Below are 17,665 nucleotides of genomic sequence, written 5' to 3' on the forward strand. Positions count from 1 at the left end.
TTATGTATAGTAAGAAGACTCTTTACATACTTCTTAAAAACAATACTGCCGCTATAGTTACTTAATAATTACATGTTTTTCAGGTATCCAACTATTCTGCCCGATATCTACCGCATTTCCCACTCTACCCCACACTCGAAAAGATGTCGATCCATCTATATTCCCTTTATAATTCATACATTCAGGCTCTTCATAATAATTTACTCCGTAACCGACAGGATATTTCGAAGTTGCATAAAACCATTTCACATTAAAATGTTTTAAATATGCCCACTGCTTATCGTTCTCTAAACAAATCATATCTTGCTCACCGCCTCCCCAATAACCTGTTAAGATTAAATATGGAATTTTCTGAGTGAGTGCACCTGTAAATTGAGGGGTCATGGGAGTTTCATATAAATTTATTCCGTATCCATCAGGATATTTCGAAACTGCAATACCAATGCCATTCGATTGCTGTGTATACACTATGTTAGATTGATTTGCTTTGTTGGAATCTATAAACCAAGAAAGTGACTTATTTCCTACTAATCGATTCAGATCACATTTCCCAATCCCAGGAACATTCCCTGAATCCGTATATTGCCACATATCGCATGGATATGCTGGCTTATTCCCTCCATAACGAGGGATCCATACAAAATCAGCTTCAATATTACATGCTCCAAATGATAAATACGTGTGATGCCCTACGTATAATCCTACTTTTTCCGCACCTAAACGGCGTAATTCATCAATAAATGCCTGTATCCCGCCTTGCATATCTGCCATCGTTTGAACTTCTACGTCCGCCACCCAAAACTTAGCTGATTGATCACCACGATTCCAAAAATCTTGTGCCTCTTTCTTTGCATCAGCAATAGATATAAAACGGCAAAAAGCATAATTACCGAATGGGATACTATGCTTTTTCATTTCACTAACATAATTTTGATACATAAAATCCACCGTATTAGAGCCATCTTGAACTCTAGCAATCACTAAATCTAGCTGAGATGCTGCAATATCCCAATTAATAGTTCCATTCCATTTTGAAATATCTACAATATACCCCATACATTCCAGCTCCTTTTGAATGTCTTATTCATAGCTTGTTTTATTGTAAGCCTCCTCTCTCTAAAACTAGCTATCTATAATATAAATAAAAAGAATCTTTACTGTTTTTCAAAATATATTCTCTTTCAGAAATATTTCTATCAACTTTAACATGTATGCCACATAAAACATTCGAAATATACCCTACTATTCATTTATTATGTAATCTCGTCCTATCAATCATTTTTACAGATATTAAAAAAAATCTCCTGTATTATTAAATTATAACTTTCAGTATCGATTTCCTTTCAACTAAAAAATTTCATTCCTCATTTTCTATATATTCTTAAGTCAAAATTACTACCTCTACATGAAATTTGAGATTTAGAAAAATTTTAATTAATTGAAGTTTACTCCTATTAAATTGCAATTTTCCAACCTGAACACTATTGGTGCATAAAAAAGACATTTTCTATTACTGAAAATGTCTTTTTACAGTTTAATAAAACAACTTTGGTGCTAAATCTGTATTTTGTAATTGTGAGTTTTCACTGCTCATAACACAACTTGTGGAAAATAGAATTGGAATACCACAAACCTCATCATTCATTACATCACGAAACACATTGGCCGCAACACCTGTAAACGTTTGACATAAGTTAGAAATATCGTCATTGAAAAACTGAATGACTTCCGCAGCGAAAACCGGAAAAACAACATTCGGTCCGCCAGGGAACTGAGGCTGTACCACAACTTGTTCAAAATAAGGATTATTTTCTAGTGCTAATTGAAATAAATGAGCTATTTCAAATGCATCTAGTGGACAAGGAAATGGATTTACAATTTCCTTCTCATTATTCGTTACAATAACTGTCACACTTACATTCCCAAATTGTACAAAAGATTTTAAAAGCGTTGCTAATGCTCTCGCTTTTTCGTTGCTTAACGCATGCACTAAAATAATATAATTACCATCAACAGGAATAAGCGGCCCAACTGTAACAGTTGGATCAGCACCTATTGAATTTTTTAATTCATTAAAATATGTGATCCACGGTGGCGAAAGCTGAGCTTGTACATTTTCTTCCACTATTTTATACTACCTCCTTATACCATTCTTACTAACATAATATGTAACAAACAAAAAAATGCATTAGTTATATTAACCATGTGCGTATTTATTGATTATATTAATTAAACATTTTATTTCCCATTCTCAATTTCCCCTTTACATCTTTAAGCACTTTTACTACTATAAAATTCTTTATTATAAGCAAATCCACTGAAATTTCATATTATACTAATACGACTCTATATCCATTAAATTATAATACTCAATATTAGGAGCTGATTTCATGGAAAAAAAACCTATCGTGTTCAAAATCCCACCAAATTCAAAGCTAAAAATTACATTTTTCGGTCCTTGTAACGAAGTAATTACAAATGTGTCTATAATTAATCAACTATGCACCCCTAAATGTCAAACTATCACGCAATACCCAGACTTTAAGAAATATGTAACGGAAGTACGATCGCTATCCCGTTGTTAGTCCGCATAATGCACGATTTTCACAACTTTATTACCTAAAATAACCGAGAAAGAAAATAACTGCATTCCTACACTAAAATTACTCATGTTATGATATTCCATTGATAATTCATTGATTTTTTACACGTTTTTATGAAAAGAACATATATTATCGTATGGAGATTATCCACTCATAAAACCTATCTTTCTTTGGAGCGTACTTTTTATGTATGCTCTTTTTTTATGTAACCGTCCCCCTTCTAAATTGACCAACAATATATTAAAATTCTTTATATACTCAAGGAGGTCAAATATGTTCAAGTTGCATCCAATACTACTCATCTTAGGATTGATTTTGTTTTTATATAGTGTAATCGCCTTTATGCTATTCTTTTCAGTGTATTAGCATTCCCTACACAAATCTATGTTCAATATATAATTTCTATATAGTAAAGAAAAAACATAATGATACGATCTTTTATGTATTCCGTCTTTCTTGTTCTATAAGAAAACTAGTAAACTTACTAACAATGTGTTTTTACAAGCATGTTACTTATTATTCTGTTTATTATCTGAAGAAGGTTGAAGCCCCTACAAATTAAACTACGCTTTACCTATTTACTTATATATTTTAGAAAAACAATAATAATCCCCCACCATTTGGTAAGGGGATTAACTAACCCTACTAAAAAACATTTAATAATCAGTTTTATTTAGTTGGAGAAGGAAATCTTGCCGCTTCAAAGTGAACCGTATTTACACCATTAACATTTTGTACAATTACGCCAGCAATACTACTTTCTGCAAAAACTTCAACTAAATCTCCTGCTTCTAATTGAAGAATAGTAGTTACGGAAACATCATTATTAAAAAATACTCCTGTTCCAAAGAAATCATTATCTATCGCTATTGCCGGATTGCCATTTACACGAATTTCTACTCTAGCTCTGTAATTTACATTAAAATCATTTGGAGAAAATGTTATATTTCCTAATACACTATATACCCCTCTAGTTTTCGGAGTAAAAATCGACGTTACTGGATTATATTCATTCGCTAGATCAAATTGTTCATTTTGAAATAATACTTTAACAGGAGTATTTGCTAGAACAGGTTGATTAACTGTATTCACAGCTCTAAATGCCGATGCCCTTACAAGCTCCTCTTTCTTATCATCACAACACTTCACCTTTACATACTTCCTATCACATTTACTACTTTTCCTATAACAATCATGACTTTCCTTTTTGTAATCTTTACAATACTTACAGTAATAATAAGACATAGTGAGTCCCCCTTTACACTTATTTTTACATAGTATGCTATATAGATTAGAATAGCTTGGACGACCTGTTACTATTTTTAATAGATTAAAAAACCCTCACCATTTCGGTGAGGGTTTACCTTTAAGCTTCTGCAAACTCATTGTTTAATGACTTTATTTAATTGGAGAAGGAAATCTTGCTGCTTCAAAATGTGCACCATCTTCTAAAGGACTTAAAACTCCATCTATACTACTTTGTGCATAAATCTCAACTTCATCTCCTGCATTCAATTGAACAATCGTCGAAACACTTACGACATTTCCAAAACTTATTGGACCAAAAAAGTCATTATCTATAGCTATCGCTGCGTTTCCATTCACACGAATTTCTACACGCGCTCTATAATTTAAAGTTGGATCGTTTGGAAAGAAACCAATCGTTCCAATAATAGAATATACACCTTTAGTCTTCGGCATAAAAATAGATGTTGCTGGATTATACTCATTCGCTAAATCAAATTGTTCATTTTGAAATAACACTTTCACAAAAGTATTAGCAGGAACATTTTGATTCACAGTATTTCTAGCTCTAAATGCCGATGCTCTAACAAGATTGTCCTTGTTATCACGGCACTTACAAGTGTTCTTACAACAATCATGATGCTTCTTTTTATACTCTTTACAATACTTACAGTAGTAATAACAAGACATACTAATTCCCCTTTCAAACTTATTACTACATATTATGTAAGATTGATTTATAAGGTTTGGACTAGCTATTTTTATTATTCATAAGGGCGCTATTAACCTGCACCCTTATTTATATACACCACTTCATTCCTTACTAGTTATAAGTTGTATACAGTCCCATATGGAATAGTCAGAAAAGAACTTCCGTACGGTGTAACTTGATGTACTGGGTAAAAATACTCTACGGATGAATAATACGGTTGTACACCTTGCTGCTGCATTTGCAATTGTTGTTGCATTTGCAATGCTTGTTGAATAGCTTGGACTGTACTTTGTGCTCCACTATACGTTATAGATGTACCATACGCTGGTCGCATACCAGTTTCAGAATTAAAATATGAATAAAACATGATTTTCAACTCACTTCCGTATAAGTTATTACAAATTATATTATGATTCTTTATTTCAGTGGGTACTATAAAGCTAGTTCGCTCGCTTATATTCAAATGACAAAATAAAAAAGTAGCTGCTAGACTACTTTGACTCCTTCTTATCACCAAATGAAATGATATACATATTCTCCTGTTACGCGCTCATTAATTCCCGCAACCCTAACGAACCTAAGTAAATCCGCTCCTTGAAGGAAATATACCGAAATCGTAACCGGTACTTGTGACCACATGAATTGATAAAGCTCATTCACTCTCTGATTCGTCGTAACGATTAAATCATTTACAGGTCCATGATTCCATGCAGAGGTTTGAACTGAAGTGAAAGAAAGGTCTTTCCCATTAACCACTATTCTTGATACGCTTTGAGTTATGTCCACAATAATCCCCTCCAACATTACAAAAATTGGACCTTTTTTAGTTCATATTATTATAAATATTCTTGACTGTAATAAATGTTTAAGGCAAATCCCTAATAAAGTGAAACTTTAATCAGCCCTCACCAATCGGGCTTTTACTGGCAGCCCGACCCCACCTAACTTCTTTGCTTCCGCTGAATTTTGAGGTTTGGATCTTACTGCCCGACAAATAGCGGGATAAATTTTTTATCCATATCCCTTAATTCCCATTACAACCATATAATTTCTAACCTTATTCAATTTTTGTAATTAAAATAAAAAATAGCTAATTCACTACTTAAAAAGTAAAAAAAGCATCAGATTGACTAGTATGTAGATGGTTAAATGCATGTAAAATGTTTTTAAATTATCTACTCTTTTTTTAGTTTGGAAGTAACTCTCATCTCGTCCCATCTTTATACACCACTTTCTTAATCACACTGAACGCAATATTCAATTGATGAGTTTGTCATTTCGTTACCTCCAATTAACGCCTTTGTTCAATGTAGTAATTTTCTTGTATAATAAAAGTTAATTAATCTAGAAGGGATTCTGAGAAAGAGCGAAAAATCAGCTGGAAAGCTTATCGATTTAAATATCTATTCGAAATTAATAAGCGATTAATTTTAGTCCCTCTGCCCATACTCAATCAAAGTGTGGGCTTCTTTAATTTCTGTATAAAATTCAAAAGTTTGACACAATCCTGGAAAAAGCTTATAAAGAAAAGTGAGGTTCCATTATTTTCACACTTAGTAGCGCAGTCATGTTACATATAATTTTATAAGTGTGAACGAACTACAAAACTAAAAAACAAATAATAAGTTTGCAACATGTTTGCAAATACGAATTTTGCATATAAATTCGTGTGATATTGAAAGGAGTTTTACTTATGAAAGAAATTAAAACAGAACAAGAATTCAAAGACATCATCGCAAGCGAGGAGCCTGTAGTTGTTAAGTTCTTTACTACATGGTGCCCAGATTGCGTACGTATGGACAACTTTATCGGAGATGTAATGGAAGAGTTCAATAAATTTGAATGGTACTCTATCAATAAAGATGAGTTTCCAAGTATCGCTGAAGAGTATCAAGTAATGGGTATTCCAAGTTTACTTGTATACCAAAACGGTGAGAAGCTAGGCCACTTACATAGTGCTAATGCAAAAACAGAAGAGCAAGTTACTGAGTTTTTAGAAGCATACTAAAATGAAAGCCCTCTGGAAAATATTTTTCAGAGGGTTTTCATCTATTTTCACAATTATCTTTTGAAGTTTTTCATCGTTTAATGAATTACACCTTGTCATGATAAGAATAATACGTAGTAAGAAAAGTATTCGTTTCCTCATCCATCTACCCTCCTATCGCTTTAGTAAATAAACTCCAATTAGGTTCACACCTTGACTTTGTACTTTTCAACATATTTTTCCTTTACGAAACTTTGTTATCCCCTTCTTAAAAAGCTATAAAACGTCAACAATGTTTGTATAGACCCACACGACTTTCGTTTGATACTCTATTTATAGAAAGAAATTCCTTTAAAGAAAGGTGAGTGATTAAAATGGATACTCTTTCTCATAAAGAAGCTGATAAAGGTGCTATTGTCAGCATTATGGCCTACATATTTTTATCCTCTATGAAAATCATCATCAGTTATATTACCCTCTCTAGCGCATTACGCGCTGACGGTTTAAATAACTTAACGGATATTGGTGCTTCTTTAGCGATATTAATTGGTCTAAAAATATCTCGTAAACCTCGTGACCCAGATCATCCGTATGGGCATTCGCGTGCCGAACAAATTGCATCACTTGTTGCGTCCTTCATTATGGCAACAGTCGGATTAGAAGTTGTTATTAGTGCCATTCAATCTTTCTTAAATCCGAAACAAGCAGCGCCTAATGTACTCGCTGCATGGGTTGCTTTATTTTCTGCTATCGTTATGTACTGCGTGTATTTGTATACGAAAAAAATTGCAGCACGAACAAAAAGTAAATCATTAGAAGCCGCTGCAAAGGATAATTTATCAGATGCACTCGTAAGTATTGGTACCGTAGTAGGTATTGTCGGTTCTCAGTTCCAAATGCCTATTTTAGACCCTATTGCCGCTTTAATTGTCGGTTTTATTATTTGTAAAACTGCATGGGAGATTTTCGTAGAATCTTCTCATATGCTAACAGATGGAATTGATCCTGATAAAATGGAAGAATACGCTGATGCTATTGAGCATATTGGCGGTGTGGAAAACATTGTAGATATTCGAGCACGTATGTATGGGAATCAAACGTACGTTGATATTACAATTGAAGTAGATGCTCGCATGGATGTTGGAGAAAGTCACTGTATTACCGACAACATCGAAGCTATGCTGCGCAAAAAATTTGGAATTTACCATGCACACATTCATGTTGAGCCAATGAAAAAAGAACCTATTATGACATAGGTTCTTTTTTTATGAACGTTTTATGGAATATAACACATAAAACGAGCCAGCTACCGCCAGCTGCCCATCCTGCTAATATGTCAGATGGATAGTGCACGCCAAGATATATTCGGCTAACTGAAATAGATAATACAACAAAGCTTGCTATAAGAATAATTAACAATTTTTTATGCAACGAAATACGCTCTTCAGTAATTGTGACGTATGCAATAAATCCTAAAAAAGCAGTAGCATTCATCGTATGACCGCTCGGAAAACTATATCCAGTTGCAGTAACAAGCTGCGTAACATCAGGTCTTGCTCGTTCGTACCATAGTTTAAGCATACTGTTTAAATAACGAGATCCGTAGTAATTAATTGTTAGAAGTAACGCACTAAGCAACTTTTTTCTAACGAGAAAATACATTACAAGAATAATGAGTAATGGAAAATATATTCTTTTGGAACCGATAAAAGACACCCAAGTAAAATAGGTCGTCAAATAATCGTTTCGAAAGCTTTGAATAAAATGTGCGACTATATTGTCAAAGTTCTCAATACAAGCGGTATGATACGAAAGTGATAATACGACAAAACAAATGAGTAACGTAAAACTTAGCAAGTATAAATGTCGATATCGTTTCACATACATAACCTCACTATGCAAAAAAATGGAGCGGTTGTTTTAGTTTTCCTCTCCATTTCTTTTTTATGCATAGTTTATTAAAAAATATAATTATTAATTTTTTGCTTCATCTCAGGGATATCTTCTCTTGTTACGGTAAAACGAATCACCTTCTCATCAAGATCAAGCGCCTCAGCGAATAATCCAGCTAAACCACGGGATTTTCTATCTACTTCCATAATAATTTCTAGTCGGTCGTATGCACGTGGCAAGATTAATAATTCTAATTCATCTAATTTCCCATAATGCTCTCCAGAAACCGGAATAAACTCAAATTCTTGTGCGAATGGAACTTGCTTACGTAATCGATGCGGTAATTCTTCACATTCTATATGACGTGCTTTAAACCCTAATTCATTTACACTATCTAAAACACTACTTAATAATGCATTAGGTAACACTTGAACGTAGTCGCGGTCACTTGGGTCTATACTATGTTTAATATCAAGACCTGTATGAATCCAAACCGTTTTCATACCAAGTGTAAGTGGTGCTTCAATTGGCATTGGAAAAGAAAATGGAATTTCAACTTTTTCATTCGGTTCTACAGAAAAAGGTTCTGTTAAGCGTACTCGCTCTAAATCATATGTTGCTGTTACTTTTTTATCATCCACTTCTCGTACATACGACGTCGATAATGTTAAGTAAATGCTTTCAATTTGTTGGCTAACTGAACCTCCAGTTATATGAACCTTTCCAACTATTTCTTCCCCAACAATATACTCATCTTTTTCAAGAACAGTATCTACCTTTGCACTTCCAATACCAACGCTTGCTAAAAACTTTTGAAACATGGAGTCTCCATCCTTTCTAAAGCAGAAGCTACATCTTGTTTTAAATCTTGTACATTCTCATAGTACGGCGTTTTTATTTGTAACATTCGCATAAGCATTTCACGATTATAATGTTCCAAAGTTAATTCTTCGTACCATGGTTTTTCCTGTTTTTCATTAGATTCATATCCTGCATATAATAAAAATAATGAGAAATGACCGAGCGCATAAAAGTCGCTACGAAAGTGAACTTCTCGCATCAAAGCTTGTTCACCTTCGTAAGTTGTAGCTCGCTCATCATCTTCACCTTTCCATTTAGCCAATCCAAAATCGATAATACTAATTTGATTTTCTTTCATTAGTATGTTTGGAATGCGTAAATCTCGATGAATAATGCCTTCACTATGAAACACCGATACAATTTCTAATATTTCATATAAAATCTCAAAAACTTCACGTTCTGTATATACATACCCATCTATGAAAATATAATCTTCAAAATTTTTACCAGGCATGTACTCCATCACAAAGAAGCTCTTTTTCTCCCATAGGAAATGATCATATAGACTAGGAATTGCATGATGATTTAATGTTTGTAAAATCATTTTCTCTTGTTCAAATGATTTTCTACCAGACTCATATCTTTGTTTACTTTGTCTTAATTGTTTTAAGACTTTATATCTATTTATTTGTAAATCATTAACGACATATGTAACCCCATAACTGCCCATTCCAATTACTGATTCAATTTTATAACGCTCTGCAACAATTGTATTTTTTCGCAGTGGTCTATCAAATAATGCTAGTACACGACGCCATTTCATCAGCTACTTGAAAAGAAGCTACGGCTTTTACGTTTTCTTTTATAATGTTGATGTCCATAACCAGATGAACGTCGTTTATAATCGCTACTTGAATACGAGCGCCCTCTACGACGATAATCACTACTTGAATACGAACGATATTTTTTCTTTCCTAATAAAGAATCAATAATTTTTTTGAACATTCCTTCACCTCTTGAGTAAAATTTCCTTTTCATTATACCAATAATTATTGACTATATTTGTGACAGGTTTGTAAAGAGTAAAAAACGACGAGTTATGCCCGTCGTTACTTTCATTCATCCTCTTCATCAAAAACTTCATCAATCATGCATTTCTCTAATAAATACTCAAATGTAATATCTGCGAGATCTTCAATTTCTTCTCGTTTTGGGACGTACCCTCTTTCAATTAGTTGCTCATAAAAAAACTCCGCAATCTCTTCCGTATCAATCACGACTTCAATTTCCTTCATGAGCATCACTCCTTTATTTCTGTTTTATGAAAAAATCTCAAAATTATGTATATGAGATTAGAAAAATAGATTTTATTTTTTTATAGGTCATAAGCTTTGGACGAGATGCATACGATTGTAGTACAAGCTATTCAAAGGGGGAAATAATAATGGAAAATCAATATGAAGTAGGACAAACAAAAGAAGAGTTCATGCATGAAGATCAATGGGCAGACTCTCTTATAAAGTGGCTTTTTATTTTTTTAATAGTTGTAGGCATACCTTATACTGCATATGTTGTTGTTCAATTTATTCTCTCTTTCTAGTTAACTATTTTTTCTCTGTCAATTTAACTAAATAATTATGAACAACATCCATTACAATTTTATATTCTTCATCTTTAAATGTATCGAACAATAATTGATAATCGTTATAAATATCAAGTAATCCATCAATGATTTCTTGACGATTCGTCTTAACACTCACTTTTTTCGAGTTGTTAATTGACTTTAACTTTCCTAAATCTAATTTATTCATACCGGCTTTATCTTGTTTCATTTTCTTCAAAATTGCATTTGCCGTTTGAGCATTGGCGAGTAACGTTAAATCTGATTCATCCGCTTCTAACCATTCACCATCCGTAATCCGTGACAATTCATAAATTGTATCTTCCCATGCGTCATTCTTATATCTCCATACTTCTGTACGAAAACCAACAATACGGAAAACATCTTTATCATATCCAGTTACTTGCACAAGATCACCAAACGTGAAATTATAATTTAATTCAATCCACTCCGTATCGCCCTTTTTCATATCTTGCTCTGTAACGTGCTGCAATGTTTGCTCTACGTAAAATCCATCGTGATTATTGACTTCGTATACATAAACTCCATCTAAAACCTTCATATTTGTGATTTTCCCAACGGTTCCATATAGCGTAATCACGACTATGTCCCCTACGTTGTATTTAGGTTGTTTTTTTCTTGCCATCTCTATCTCTCCTTTTTTTGACGTCGTGATTTTGATATCAGTATATGCAACCTACATAAAAACGCTTATCACAGAAGCTTATATTCATAAATTTTTTCAATAAAAATTATAATCTTATAAAATTTACATTACACTCAAACAAAAGCTAGTAACTAGACTAGCTTTAAATCAACAAATTTCATAATAAAAAAACATACAGAATACTTCACTTTAAATAAAGTAATGTATTCTGTATGTTTTCAAATAGTTTTTATCTATCTTGTATATATAAATCCCAGGCTTCATCAAATATAGACATACTTTCTAGCATTCCGCTCAACTCTAAGTATGAACTAATTTCATCATAGTCTTCAGATTGCTTCGGAAAACTTAAATCATCATACATCGCCTCTGCTAAATCTGAAATTTCATTTCTAAATAAAGCTGCACGATGCTTCATCATATAATGGTAAAATGTCTTTTTCAAAATTATTCCCTACCTTTCTAACTTGGGTACATTATACAAGGCAAAAAAGAAAAAAACCAGCATAAAAGCTGGTTAAAAGTCGAAATAATTTCTTTTTAATAGACGCGGTCTTCCCATTAATTCTTCATATGTTAGTTGTTTTGGTAAATCTTTCGTGTAAATTAAGAATAATTGATCTTCAATTTCTTTTACTGTATGGTCTGATTGATAGTCCATCCCGCACGAGGAACAAGAAATACATGGTGTCTCTTGGATTTCAATGGCTTTCGTACCATCTGGTAATTCCCAATATACAGTATTCAAGCTTTCTTTCGCTTCTGTACTGTCACACCACATACAATTCATACTGCATCACCCTCAGTTTTTTTGTCGTTTTCTTCTAACTTAGCCATTTGTGCTTGATATTTTTTATCTTTTAATTGATCGCGCTTATCACGTTTATCTTTTAAAGATGCATGAGTATCATTATCTTCGTAGTCTTTACGACGGTTCATACGCTGTAAGTCGTCTGGAACGAGGTTAAATTTCTTATCGCTCATAAGACCTGCGATACCAACATCTGAACGTTTTTCTTCGTAGTTCGGATAAATCTCTTTAAAGTATCCTTCCGCTCTTCCTGGAATATAGCTCTCTGGCTCTGGATACGTCGTAATAACACCTTCAAAGTTACGAAGTACAACTTTATCTGCACTTTGTGAGATTAAATAGTTTGGTTGAAGTGCAATTTTACCGCCTCCGCCTGGCGCATCAACAACGAATGTCGGAACAGCATAACCAGATGTGTGTCCACGTAAACCTTCAATAATTTCAAGACCTTTAGATACTGGTGCACGGAAGTGACCGATACCTTCAGATAAGTCACATTGATAAATGTAGTATGGACGTACACGGATTTTTACTAAGTCATGCATAAGTTTTTTCATAATTGGAACGCTGTCGTTAATACCAGCTAAAATTACTGCTTGGTTTCCGACTGGAACACCAGCATTCGCTAACATTTCACATGCCTTTTTCGATTCTTCAGTAATTTCAATAGATGTATTGAAATGTGTATTTAACCATACTGGATGGTATTTTTTAATAATGTTACATAAGTTTTCTGTAATACGTTGTGGGAATACTACTGGTGCTCTCGTTCCGATACGAATAATCTCAACATGCGGAATCTCTCGTAAATTTTTTAATACATATTCTAAAATTTTATCGTTAATTAGAAGTCCGTCACCACCGGAGATTAATACATCTCGTACTTGTGGCGTTTCACGAATATAAGCAATTGCATCATCTAATTGTTTCTTCGGTACACCCATTCCAATTTGTCCACTAAAACGACGACGTGTACAGTAACGACAATACATAGAACATTGATTTGTTACTAAGAATAGTACACGGTCCGGATAACGATGTGTTAGCCCTGGAACTGGTGAATCTTCGTCTTCGTGAAGTGGGTCTTCTAAATCATATTTTGTTTTATATAACTCTTCCGAAATCGGTACTGATTGCATCCGAATCGGACAGCGTGGATCATCAGGATTCATTAGCCAAGCATAGTACGGTGTAATGTTTAACGGGATCGTTTTCGTTGAAATTTTAACGCCCTCTTCTTCTTCAGGTGTTAAGTTAATTACTTTTCTTAAGTCATCTAACGTTTTGATCGTATTCGTTAATTGCCAAACCCAATCATTCCATTGCTCTTCAGTAACATCTTTCCATAATTCGATATCCTTCCAGTGACGATTTGGTTTGTATACATCATGTAACATTGCTATTCCCCCTTTTTATACGCTCATCCTTTATATAAGCAATAGTTATGCCAACTTTACATTGTTGATAAGTAAATGTGCGGAGAACCCTATTACATAAGCGAAAAAATATTTTTAAGCGTTGTATGAAATCAATACTTAACATCATATTCATTACTTTTTATATATGTAAACGCTCTTTTATTGGTGCAAACACACAAAAACCGCCGATTATTCGGCGGTTTTGTCGTACTTGCTCAGTTTATATTGAAGCGTTTGACGAGGGATACCCAACATTTTTGCGGCTTGTAATATATTCCCTTCCGTTTCAATCAACGCTTGATCTATTAATTCTTTTTCTGTTTGATGAAGTGCTTCTCTAAGTGGCATTATACCCTTCTTCTTCGAAAACTTCTCTTTCCGAAATGTACGTGGTAAACAATTGGCTGTTAATGTATTCCCTTCTGCAATAATAACAGCATGTTCAATCGTATGTTTTAACTCCCGTACATTTCCAGGCCACTGATAAGCTTGCAGTCTATCTTTCGCTTCCTCATCAATTTGAAGTACACCTTTTTTATAACTTTTATTATATTCTTTCAAAAAATAAGATGCTAATAATAGTACATCCTCAGTTCTTTCACGAAGCGGTGGGATATATAATGAAAATACGTTTAAGCGATAATATAAATCAGTGCGAATTTTATTCTCTCGTAAACATATTTCTGGAGGCTGGTTCATCGCGGTAATAACACGAACATCTACTTTTCTCGTCTTATTATCACCAATTCTTCTAATGACTCCATCTTCTAACACTCGTAACATTTTTGCCTGCAAATCAAGAGGCATTGAATTCAGTTCATCTAAAAATAATGTACCACCATCAACAAGTTCAAATAGCCCAGCTCTTTCAATCGCTCCCGTATAGCTTCCTTTTGTCGTTCCAAACAATAAACTTTCTAATAGCGACTCTGGTAAAGCTGCACAGTTTTGTGCAATAAATGGCTTGTTTTTTCTTTTAGAAGCTTCATGAATTGCTTGTACGAACAGTTCTTTTCCTGTTCCTGTTTCACCATATATTAAAACATTCGCGTCTGTTGGTGCTACTTTTTGTGCTAACTCTTTCGTCTGTTTAAACCGTGTATCATTTGTCACTATCGTCTCAAATGCAGCGTGCTTTTTAATCACTTTTTTTCTAGATGATCGCTTTATTTTCGACTGTAAGTCAACAATTGTGTCAGTAAGCTTTTGAATTGTAGAGTAATCCTTTGCAATTTCAACAGCCCCAGCAATATTCCCATCTATAAAAATAGGTAACGTCGTATTTACTGTACAAACATCTTCACCATTTAAATTTTGATAATGTTGTACCTGATGTACGATAGGTTTTTTTGTATCTAGTACTTTCATCAATGTACTCGTTTCCCTTGATAAAGACGGGAACGCTTCTAACAGATGTTTCCCTAACACTTTTTCAATCTTCGATCCATCGTGTTTTGCAGCTACAGAATTATAAAATATTGTAATTCCATTTTCATCTACAGCGTGTATAGCCTCATCAATACTGCCCAAAATCGCTTCAATGACTTCTTGTGTCGAAACTGCTAGCAATGTCATCCCCCCTCTTGCCGAAAATCCAGCAATTACATGCCGAATTTTCGGCACACCTATGTGCGATTGTAAGCATGACGATTCCGTTCTATAATTTTAATCAATTTTATATTTTCATTAGATAACTCGAAACTCTAATTAGTACGGCTTTTTCAAACACCCAGCTCCACCTAACTGTTTTGCTTTACAGCCAAATTTTGAGGCGGAAGTTTTACTGCTTTCGAATAGCTAGATAGATCTTTCACCCATATATTCATATCTTCCAACTTATCGAAAATGTAGCAATTATTCGCCAGTCTTCCTGTATACGTATAGCCTAATTGATGAAAGGCAGCATTCATTCCGAAAGAAAGCGATCGAGCAATTGTATAGGAGCAGAAAATAGATCTTTCTTGAAGTTCTTCCTCTAATTTAATTAGTAAACTTTTCATAAATCCATGTTTACGGTATTCAGGTAAAGTAGCACAATTCGTTAATTCTGCATTCCCTTCCTTTATGTTCATTTCTGCAGATGCTGTACTAATAATTTCCCCCTCAAATTCATACACGTAGTAAATTGTATCGTCTTCTTTCATCGTCTGTAATACATAACTCGCTTCATTTAAAGGTGTCGGATACACTTCAAATACTTTTCCGAATACAGTTGCTAATTCTTCTGCATCTTCTTCAGTCGCTTTTCTCAGCAAAAATTTCTCTGGAACTACTTTTTCTTTTATTTCTTTTCCTTTTACACCGCTTAATATAGTATCTTCCTCAATCCAATGCATACTATTTCGTCTTTCATCATTATTATATTTCACAAAAAAGTATGCATCGTGTCCTTGAAAATAATGAGGTATCGTTGCTTCCAACAAAAAACCGAAAGAGAGCCATGTTGAAACATGCTCTCCCTTTCCTTTAATAATACATTTAGTGAAAGAATGTTTCTCTGCTAGTTCGTCAATTGTCTGTATAATACTTTCAACATTTCCTGTATAGTGATCTACCCGAATACGCTTATTAAAATAATCTAAAACACCTTCTACTGTATAACAATTCGTCTGTTCTCTAAAAGATTCATAGTATTTCATTTTTTCACCTCACACCAATCTAGTAATGTACATGCAATAATTTTTGCGGCAGCTATCATTTTATCAACTTCTATATATTCGTTTGGATAGTGTGCTACTTTCGTCTCTCCTGGACCAAATACTATTGTTGGTACGTTTGCAATTTGTGTAAATAAACCTCCATCAGTCCCCCACGGAGATGCTTCAATAATTGGTTCGTTCCCTTCGATTTCAACAAAGTTGTGATGAAGTGTCGTAATGAGTTCATGATTCTCTTCTAGTTCACCAGGAACCCATCTCGCTCCAAACCATTCTACTTCTACTGGATTTTCAACAAACCAATTGTCCACATCATTTAATTCAGCAATCCAATTCTCAAACTCTTCTTTTGCCGCCTCTATAGTCTCATTCGGCGCAACACCGCATCTTCCTTCTAAAATTAATTCATCGGGAACAGAACTTGGCCAACTCCCTCCTTCAATTTTCCCAATGTTAATTGGAATTGGAATCGGAATTTCTTTAAATAACGGATCTGTAATTCGACTATTTCTTTTCTCCTCTAGCTTTCTTACATGTTCTATAACAAACATACTTTTTTCAATTGCACTAACCCCTTCATAGCGCGTTCCACCGTGTGCAGCTTTCCCTTTTACACGTAGACGAAACCACATGGAACCTTGTTGTTTCGGGAAAAACTTCATATTAGTAGGCTCCGGAATAATGACACCATCTGCCTTATATCCTCGTAATATAGTTGCTAATGTCCCTGCTCCGCCACTTTCCTCTTCTATTACACTTTGAAAATAGATGTCTCCTTTTAATTCAATGTTAGATTCAATAATCGCTTCCATCGCAAGCATAAGTGCGACATTTCCGCCCTTCATATCCGTCGTTCCACGGCCATATATACGATTTCCGATTTTCTCACCGCTATAAGGATGATGTTCCCACTGATTCACATCCCCTTCTGGAACTACATCAATATGCCCATTCAATATCATAGATTTCCCGTCGCCACTTCCTTTTAAAGTTGCTACAATATTTGGGCTATCTGAAAAACTTGTACGGGGTGATACAAAATAAGGATGATCTTTCATTTTAGAAAAAGAAGGCTCCCATATATCGAGCTCTAAACCTAATTCACGTAATTTTTCAATCACAATTGCCTGCGCACCGCTTTCATCACCAGATACGCTCTTTTCTTGAATTAATCGTTTTAAAAATTTCACACTTTCCTCTTCATGGCTCTCAATATAATCACAAACTTGCTTTTTTAATTGCTCCATATA

General features: G+C 34.1%; 22 protein-coding genes and 1 pseudogene. 4 read left to right on the forward strand and 19 right to left on the reverse strand.

Translation table 11 applies throughout. The annotated features are described in order from the left end of the window. Window positions 1–57: 57 nt before the first annotated feature. Window positions 58–1,056, reverse strand: a complete 999-nt coding sequence (locus tag ACUN13_RS12690) for a glycoside hydrolase family 25 protein (RefSeq protein WP_445423809.1) — start codon at window positions 1,054–1,056, stop codon at window positions 58–60. Window positions 1,057–1,534: 478 nt separating this feature from the next. Beyond that, the gene (locus ACUN13_RS12695; protein WP_445423810.1) at window positions 1,535–2,125 is read right to left on the reverse strand and encodes a hypothetical protein; all 591 of its coding nucleotides are present in this window, start codon (window positions 2,123–2,125) and stop codon (window positions 1,535–1,537) included. 265 nt (window positions 2,126–2,390) lie between these two features. Between ACUN13_RS12695 and ACUN13_RS12700 the strand changes: the two genes are divergently transcribed. Beyond that, window positions 2,391–2,585 carry a hypothetical protein gene (locus tag ACUN13_RS12700; RefSeq protein ID WP_000412555.1) on the forward strand — a complete coding sequence of 65 codons (195 nt, stop codon included), beginning with the start codon at window positions 2,391–2,393 and terminating at the stop codon, window positions 2,583–2,585. A 687-nt stretch (window positions 2,586–3,272) separates the two neighbouring features. On the opposite strand, the gene ACUN13_RS12705 is transcribed toward ACUN13_RS12700, so the two are convergent. The 5 genes and pseudogenes from ACUN13_RS12705 to ACUN13_RS12725 all read right to left on the reverse strand — a co-directional run. Further along, the gene (locus ACUN13_RS12705; RefSeq protein ID WP_000122943.1) at window positions 3,273–3,848 is read right to left on the reverse strand and encodes a hypothetical protein; all 576 of its coding nucleotides are present in this window, start codon (window positions 3,846–3,848) and stop codon (window positions 3,273–3,275) included. Between the two features lie 153 nt (window positions 3,849–4,001). After that, window positions 4,002–4,538: a C1q-like domain-containing protein gene (locus ACUN13_RS12710; RefSeq protein WP_409531868.1), complete on the reverse strand. Its 537-nt coding sequence runs from the start codon at window positions 4,536–4,538 to the stop codon at window positions 4,002–4,004. 137 nt (window positions 4,539–4,675) lie between these two features. Further along, a complete protein-coding gene (locus tag ACUN13_RS12715; RefSeq protein ID WP_000500098.1) occupies window positions 4,676–4,927 on the reverse strand; it encodes a DUF3947 family protein in 252 nt (83 codons plus the stop codon). Window positions 4,928–5,070: 143 nt separating this feature from the next. After that, the gene (locus tag ACUN13_RS12720; RefSeq protein ID WP_000355695.1) at window positions 5,071–5,346 is read right to left on the reverse strand and encodes a hypothetical protein; all 276 of its coding nucleotides are present in this window, start codon (window positions 5,344–5,346) and stop codon (window positions 5,071–5,073) included. 321 nt (window positions 5,347–5,667) lie between these two features. Then, window positions 5,668–5,778: pseudogene (locus ACUN13_RS12725) on the reverse strand (2TM domain-containing protein); the annotation flags it as partial. Between the two features lie 475 nt (window positions 5,779–6,253). On the opposite strand from ACUN13_RS12725, the gene ACUN13_RS12730 reads away from it, so the two are divergent. Then, window positions 6,254–6,568 carry a thioredoxin family protein gene (locus tag ACUN13_RS12730; protein ID WP_000658787.1) on the forward strand — a complete coding sequence of 105 codons (315 nt, stop codon included), beginning with the start codon at window positions 6,254–6,256 and terminating at the stop codon, window positions 6,566–6,568. Between the two features lie 353 nt (window positions 6,569–6,921). Continuing rightward, entirely contained in the window at window positions 6,922–7,803 is an 882-nt protein-coding gene (locus ACUN13_RS12735; protein ID WP_445423811.1) for a cation diffusion facilitator family transporter, read from the forward strand. Here ACUN13_RS12735 and ACUN13_RS12740 read toward each other — a convergent pair. The 5 genes from ACUN13_RS12740 to ACUN13_RS12760 form a co-directional block, all read right to left on the reverse strand. Continuing rightward, on the reverse strand, window positions 7,793–8,428 hold the full coding sequence (locus ACUN13_RS12740; protein WP_000833370.1) for a phosphatase PAP2 family protein: 636 nt from the start codon (window positions 8,426–8,428) through the stop codon (window positions 7,793–7,795). The two genes, ACUN13_RS12735 and ACUN13_RS12740, sit on opposite strands and share 11 nt — an antisense overlap. A gap of 77 nt (window positions 8,429–8,505) precedes the next feature. Continuing rightward, window positions 8,506–9,261 carry a sporulation protein gene (locus ACUN13_RS12745; RefSeq protein WP_000486622.1) on the reverse strand — a complete coding sequence of 252 codons (756 nt, stop codon included), beginning with the start codon at window positions 9,259–9,261 and terminating at the stop codon, window positions 8,506–8,508. Then, window positions 9,243–10,064: a serine/threonine protein kinase gene (locus ACUN13_RS12750; protein WP_000872063.1), complete on the reverse strand. Its 822-nt coding sequence runs from the start codon at window positions 10,062–10,064 to the stop codon at window positions 9,243–9,245. The genes ACUN13_RS12745 and ACUN13_RS12750 overlap by 19 nt, the downstream gene beginning before the upstream one ends. After that, window positions 10,064–10,246: a hypothetical protein gene (locus ACUN13_RS12755; RefSeq protein WP_000473371.1), complete on the reverse strand. Its 183-nt coding sequence runs from the start codon at window positions 10,244–10,246 to the stop codon at window positions 10,064–10,066. The genes ACUN13_RS12750 and ACUN13_RS12755 overlap by 1 nt, the downstream gene beginning before the upstream one ends. 110 nt (window positions 10,247–10,356) lie before the next feature. Next, complete coding sequence (locus ACUN13_RS12760) at window positions 10,357–10,536, reverse strand: YozD family protein (RefSeq protein ID WP_000658451.1); 180 nt, start codon at window positions 10,534–10,536, stop codon at window positions 10,357–10,359. Between the two features lie 149 nt (window positions 10,537–10,685). Here ACUN13_RS12760 and ACUN13_RS12765 point away from each other — a divergent pair, with 149 nt between their 5' ends. Then, window positions 10,686–10,841: a DUF3930 family protein gene (locus tag ACUN13_RS12765; RefSeq protein ID WP_000431486.1), complete on the forward strand. Its 156-nt coding sequence runs from the start codon at window positions 10,686–10,688 to the stop codon at window positions 10,839–10,841. A gap of 4 nt (window positions 10,842–10,845) precedes the next feature. On the opposite strand, the gene ACUN13_RS12770 is transcribed toward ACUN13_RS12765, so the two are convergent. The 7 genes from ACUN13_RS12770 to ACUN13_RS12800 all read right to left on the reverse strand — a co-directional run bounded on the left by ACUN13_RS12770 (window position 10,846) and on the right by ACUN13_RS12800 (window position 17,662). Continuing rightward, window positions 10,846–11,508 carry a hypothetical protein gene (locus ACUN13_RS12770; protein ID WP_000101499.1) on the reverse strand — a complete coding sequence of 221 codons (663 nt, stop codon included), beginning with the start codon at window positions 11,506–11,508 and terminating at the stop codon, window positions 10,846–10,848. Window positions 11,509–11,758: 250 nt separating this feature from the next. Continuing rightward, complete coding sequence (locus ACUN13_RS12775; protein WP_000750717.1) at window positions 11,759–11,974, reverse strand: YozE family protein; 216 nt, start codon at window positions 11,972–11,974, stop codon at window positions 11,759–11,761. Window positions 11,975–12,046: 72 nt separating this feature from the next. Next, window positions 12,047–12,319: a YokU family protein gene (locus tag ACUN13_RS12780; protein ID WP_000995763.1), complete on the reverse strand. Its 273-nt coding sequence runs from the start codon at window positions 12,317–12,319 to the stop codon at window positions 12,047–12,049. Continuing rightward, window positions 12,316–13,737, reverse strand: a complete 1,422-nt coding sequence (gene ablA / locus ACUN13_RS12785) for a lysine 2,3-aminomutase (protein WP_000902142.1) — start codon at window positions 13,735–13,737, stop codon at window positions 12,316–12,318. The genes ACUN13_RS12780 and ablA overlap by 4 nt, the downstream gene beginning before the upstream one ends. Window positions 13,738–13,947: 210 nt before the next feature. Beyond that, the gene (gene rocR, locus ACUN13_RS12790) at window positions 13,948–15,333 is read right to left on the reverse strand and encodes an arginine utilization transcriptional regulator RocR (protein WP_011110073.1); all 1,386 of its coding nucleotides are present in this window, start codon (window positions 15,331–15,333) and stop codon (window positions 13,948–13,950) included. 164 nt (window positions 15,334–15,497) lie between these two features. Beyond that, window positions 15,498–16,397 (reverse strand): putative beta-lysine N-acetyltransferase, encoded by a 900-nt coding sequence (gene ablB / locus ACUN13_RS12795; RefSeq protein ID WP_063536286.1) that lies wholly within the window; start codon window positions 16,395–16,397, stop codon window positions 15,498–15,500. After that, window positions 16,394–17,662, reverse strand: a complete 1,269-nt coding sequence (locus ACUN13_RS12800; protein WP_000436698.1) for a peptidase — start codon at window positions 17,660–17,662, stop codon at window positions 16,394–16,396. The genes ablB and ACUN13_RS12800 overlap by 4 nt, the downstream gene beginning before the upstream one ends. Window positions 17,663–17,665 lie beyond the last annotated feature (3 nt).

This window comes from Bacillus cereus group sp. Bce041 (assembly GCF_052646455.1).

Bases quoted from the DNA above. Each gene is read 5' to 3' on its own strand.
- ACUN13_RS12690 (WP_445423809.1), bottom strand. From the start codon at position 1,056: ATGGGGTATATTGTAGATATTTCAAAATGGAATGGAACTATTAATTGG.
- ACUN13_RS12700 (WP_000412555.1), top strand. From the start codon at position 2,391: ATGGAAAAAAAACCTATCGTGTTCAAAATCCCACCAAATTCAAAGCTA.
- ACUN13_RS12705 (WP_000122943.1), bottom strand. From the start codon at position 3,848: ATGTCTTATTATTACTGTAAGTATTGTAAAGATTACAAAAAGGAAAGT.
- ACUN13_RS12710 (WP_409531868.1), bottom strand. From the start codon at position 4,538: ATGTCTTGTTATTACTACTGTAAGTATTGTAAAGAGTATAAAAAGAAG.
- ACUN13_RS12715 (WP_000500098.1), bottom strand. From the start codon at position 4,927: ATGTTTTATTCATATTTTAATTCTGAAACTGGTATGCGACCAGCGTAT.
- ACUN13_RS12730 (WP_000658787.1), top strand. From the start codon at position 6,254: ATGAAAGAAATTAAAACAGAACAAGAATTCAAAGACATCATCGCAAGC.
- ACUN13_RS12735 (WP_445423811.1), top strand. From the start codon at position 6,922: ATGGATACTCTTTCTCATAAAGAAGCTGATAAAGGTGCTATTGTCAGC.
- ACUN13_RS12745 (WP_000486622.1), bottom strand. From the start codon at position 9,261: ATGTTTCAAAAGTTTTTAGCAAGCGTTGGTATTGGAAGTGCAAAGGTA.
- ACUN13_RS12750 (WP_000872063.1), bottom strand. From the start codon at position 10,064: ATGAAATGGCGTCGTGTACTAGCATTATTTGATAGACCACTGCGAAAA.
- ACUN13_RS12755 (WP_000473371.1), bottom strand. From the start codon at position 10,246: ATGTTCAAAAAAATTATTGATTCTTTATTAGGAAAGAAAAAATATCGT.
- ACUN13_RS12760 (WP_000658451.1), bottom strand. From the start codon at position 10,536: ATGAAGGAAATTGAAGTCGTGATTGATACGGAAGAGATTGCGGAGTTT.
- ACUN13_RS12765 (WP_000431486.1), top strand. From the start codon at position 10,686: ATGGAAAATCAATATGAAGTAGGACAAACAAAAGAAGAGTTCATGCAT.
- ACUN13_RS12770 (WP_000101499.1), bottom strand. From the start codon at position 11,508: ATGGCAAGAAAAAAACAACCTAAATACAACGTAGGGGACATAGTCGTG.
- ACUN13_RS12780 (WP_000995763.1), bottom strand. From the start codon at position 12,319: ATGAATTGTATGTGGTGTGACAGTACAGAAGCGAAAGAAAGCTTGAAT.
- ablA (WP_000902142.1), bottom strand. From the start codon at position 13,737: ATGTTACATGATGTATACAAACCAAATCGTCACTGGAAGGATATCGAA.
- rocR (WP_011110073.1), bottom strand. From the start codon at position 15,333: ATGACATTGCTAGCAGTTTCGACACAAGAAGTCATTGAAGCGATTTTG.
- ablB (WP_063536286.1), bottom strand. From the start codon at position 16,397: ATGAAATACTATGAATCTTTTAGAGAACAGACGAATTGTTATACAGTA.
- ACUN13_RS12800 (WP_000436698.1), bottom strand. From the start codon at position 17,662: ATGGAGCAATTAAAAAAGCAAGTTTGTGATTATATTGAGAGCCATGAA.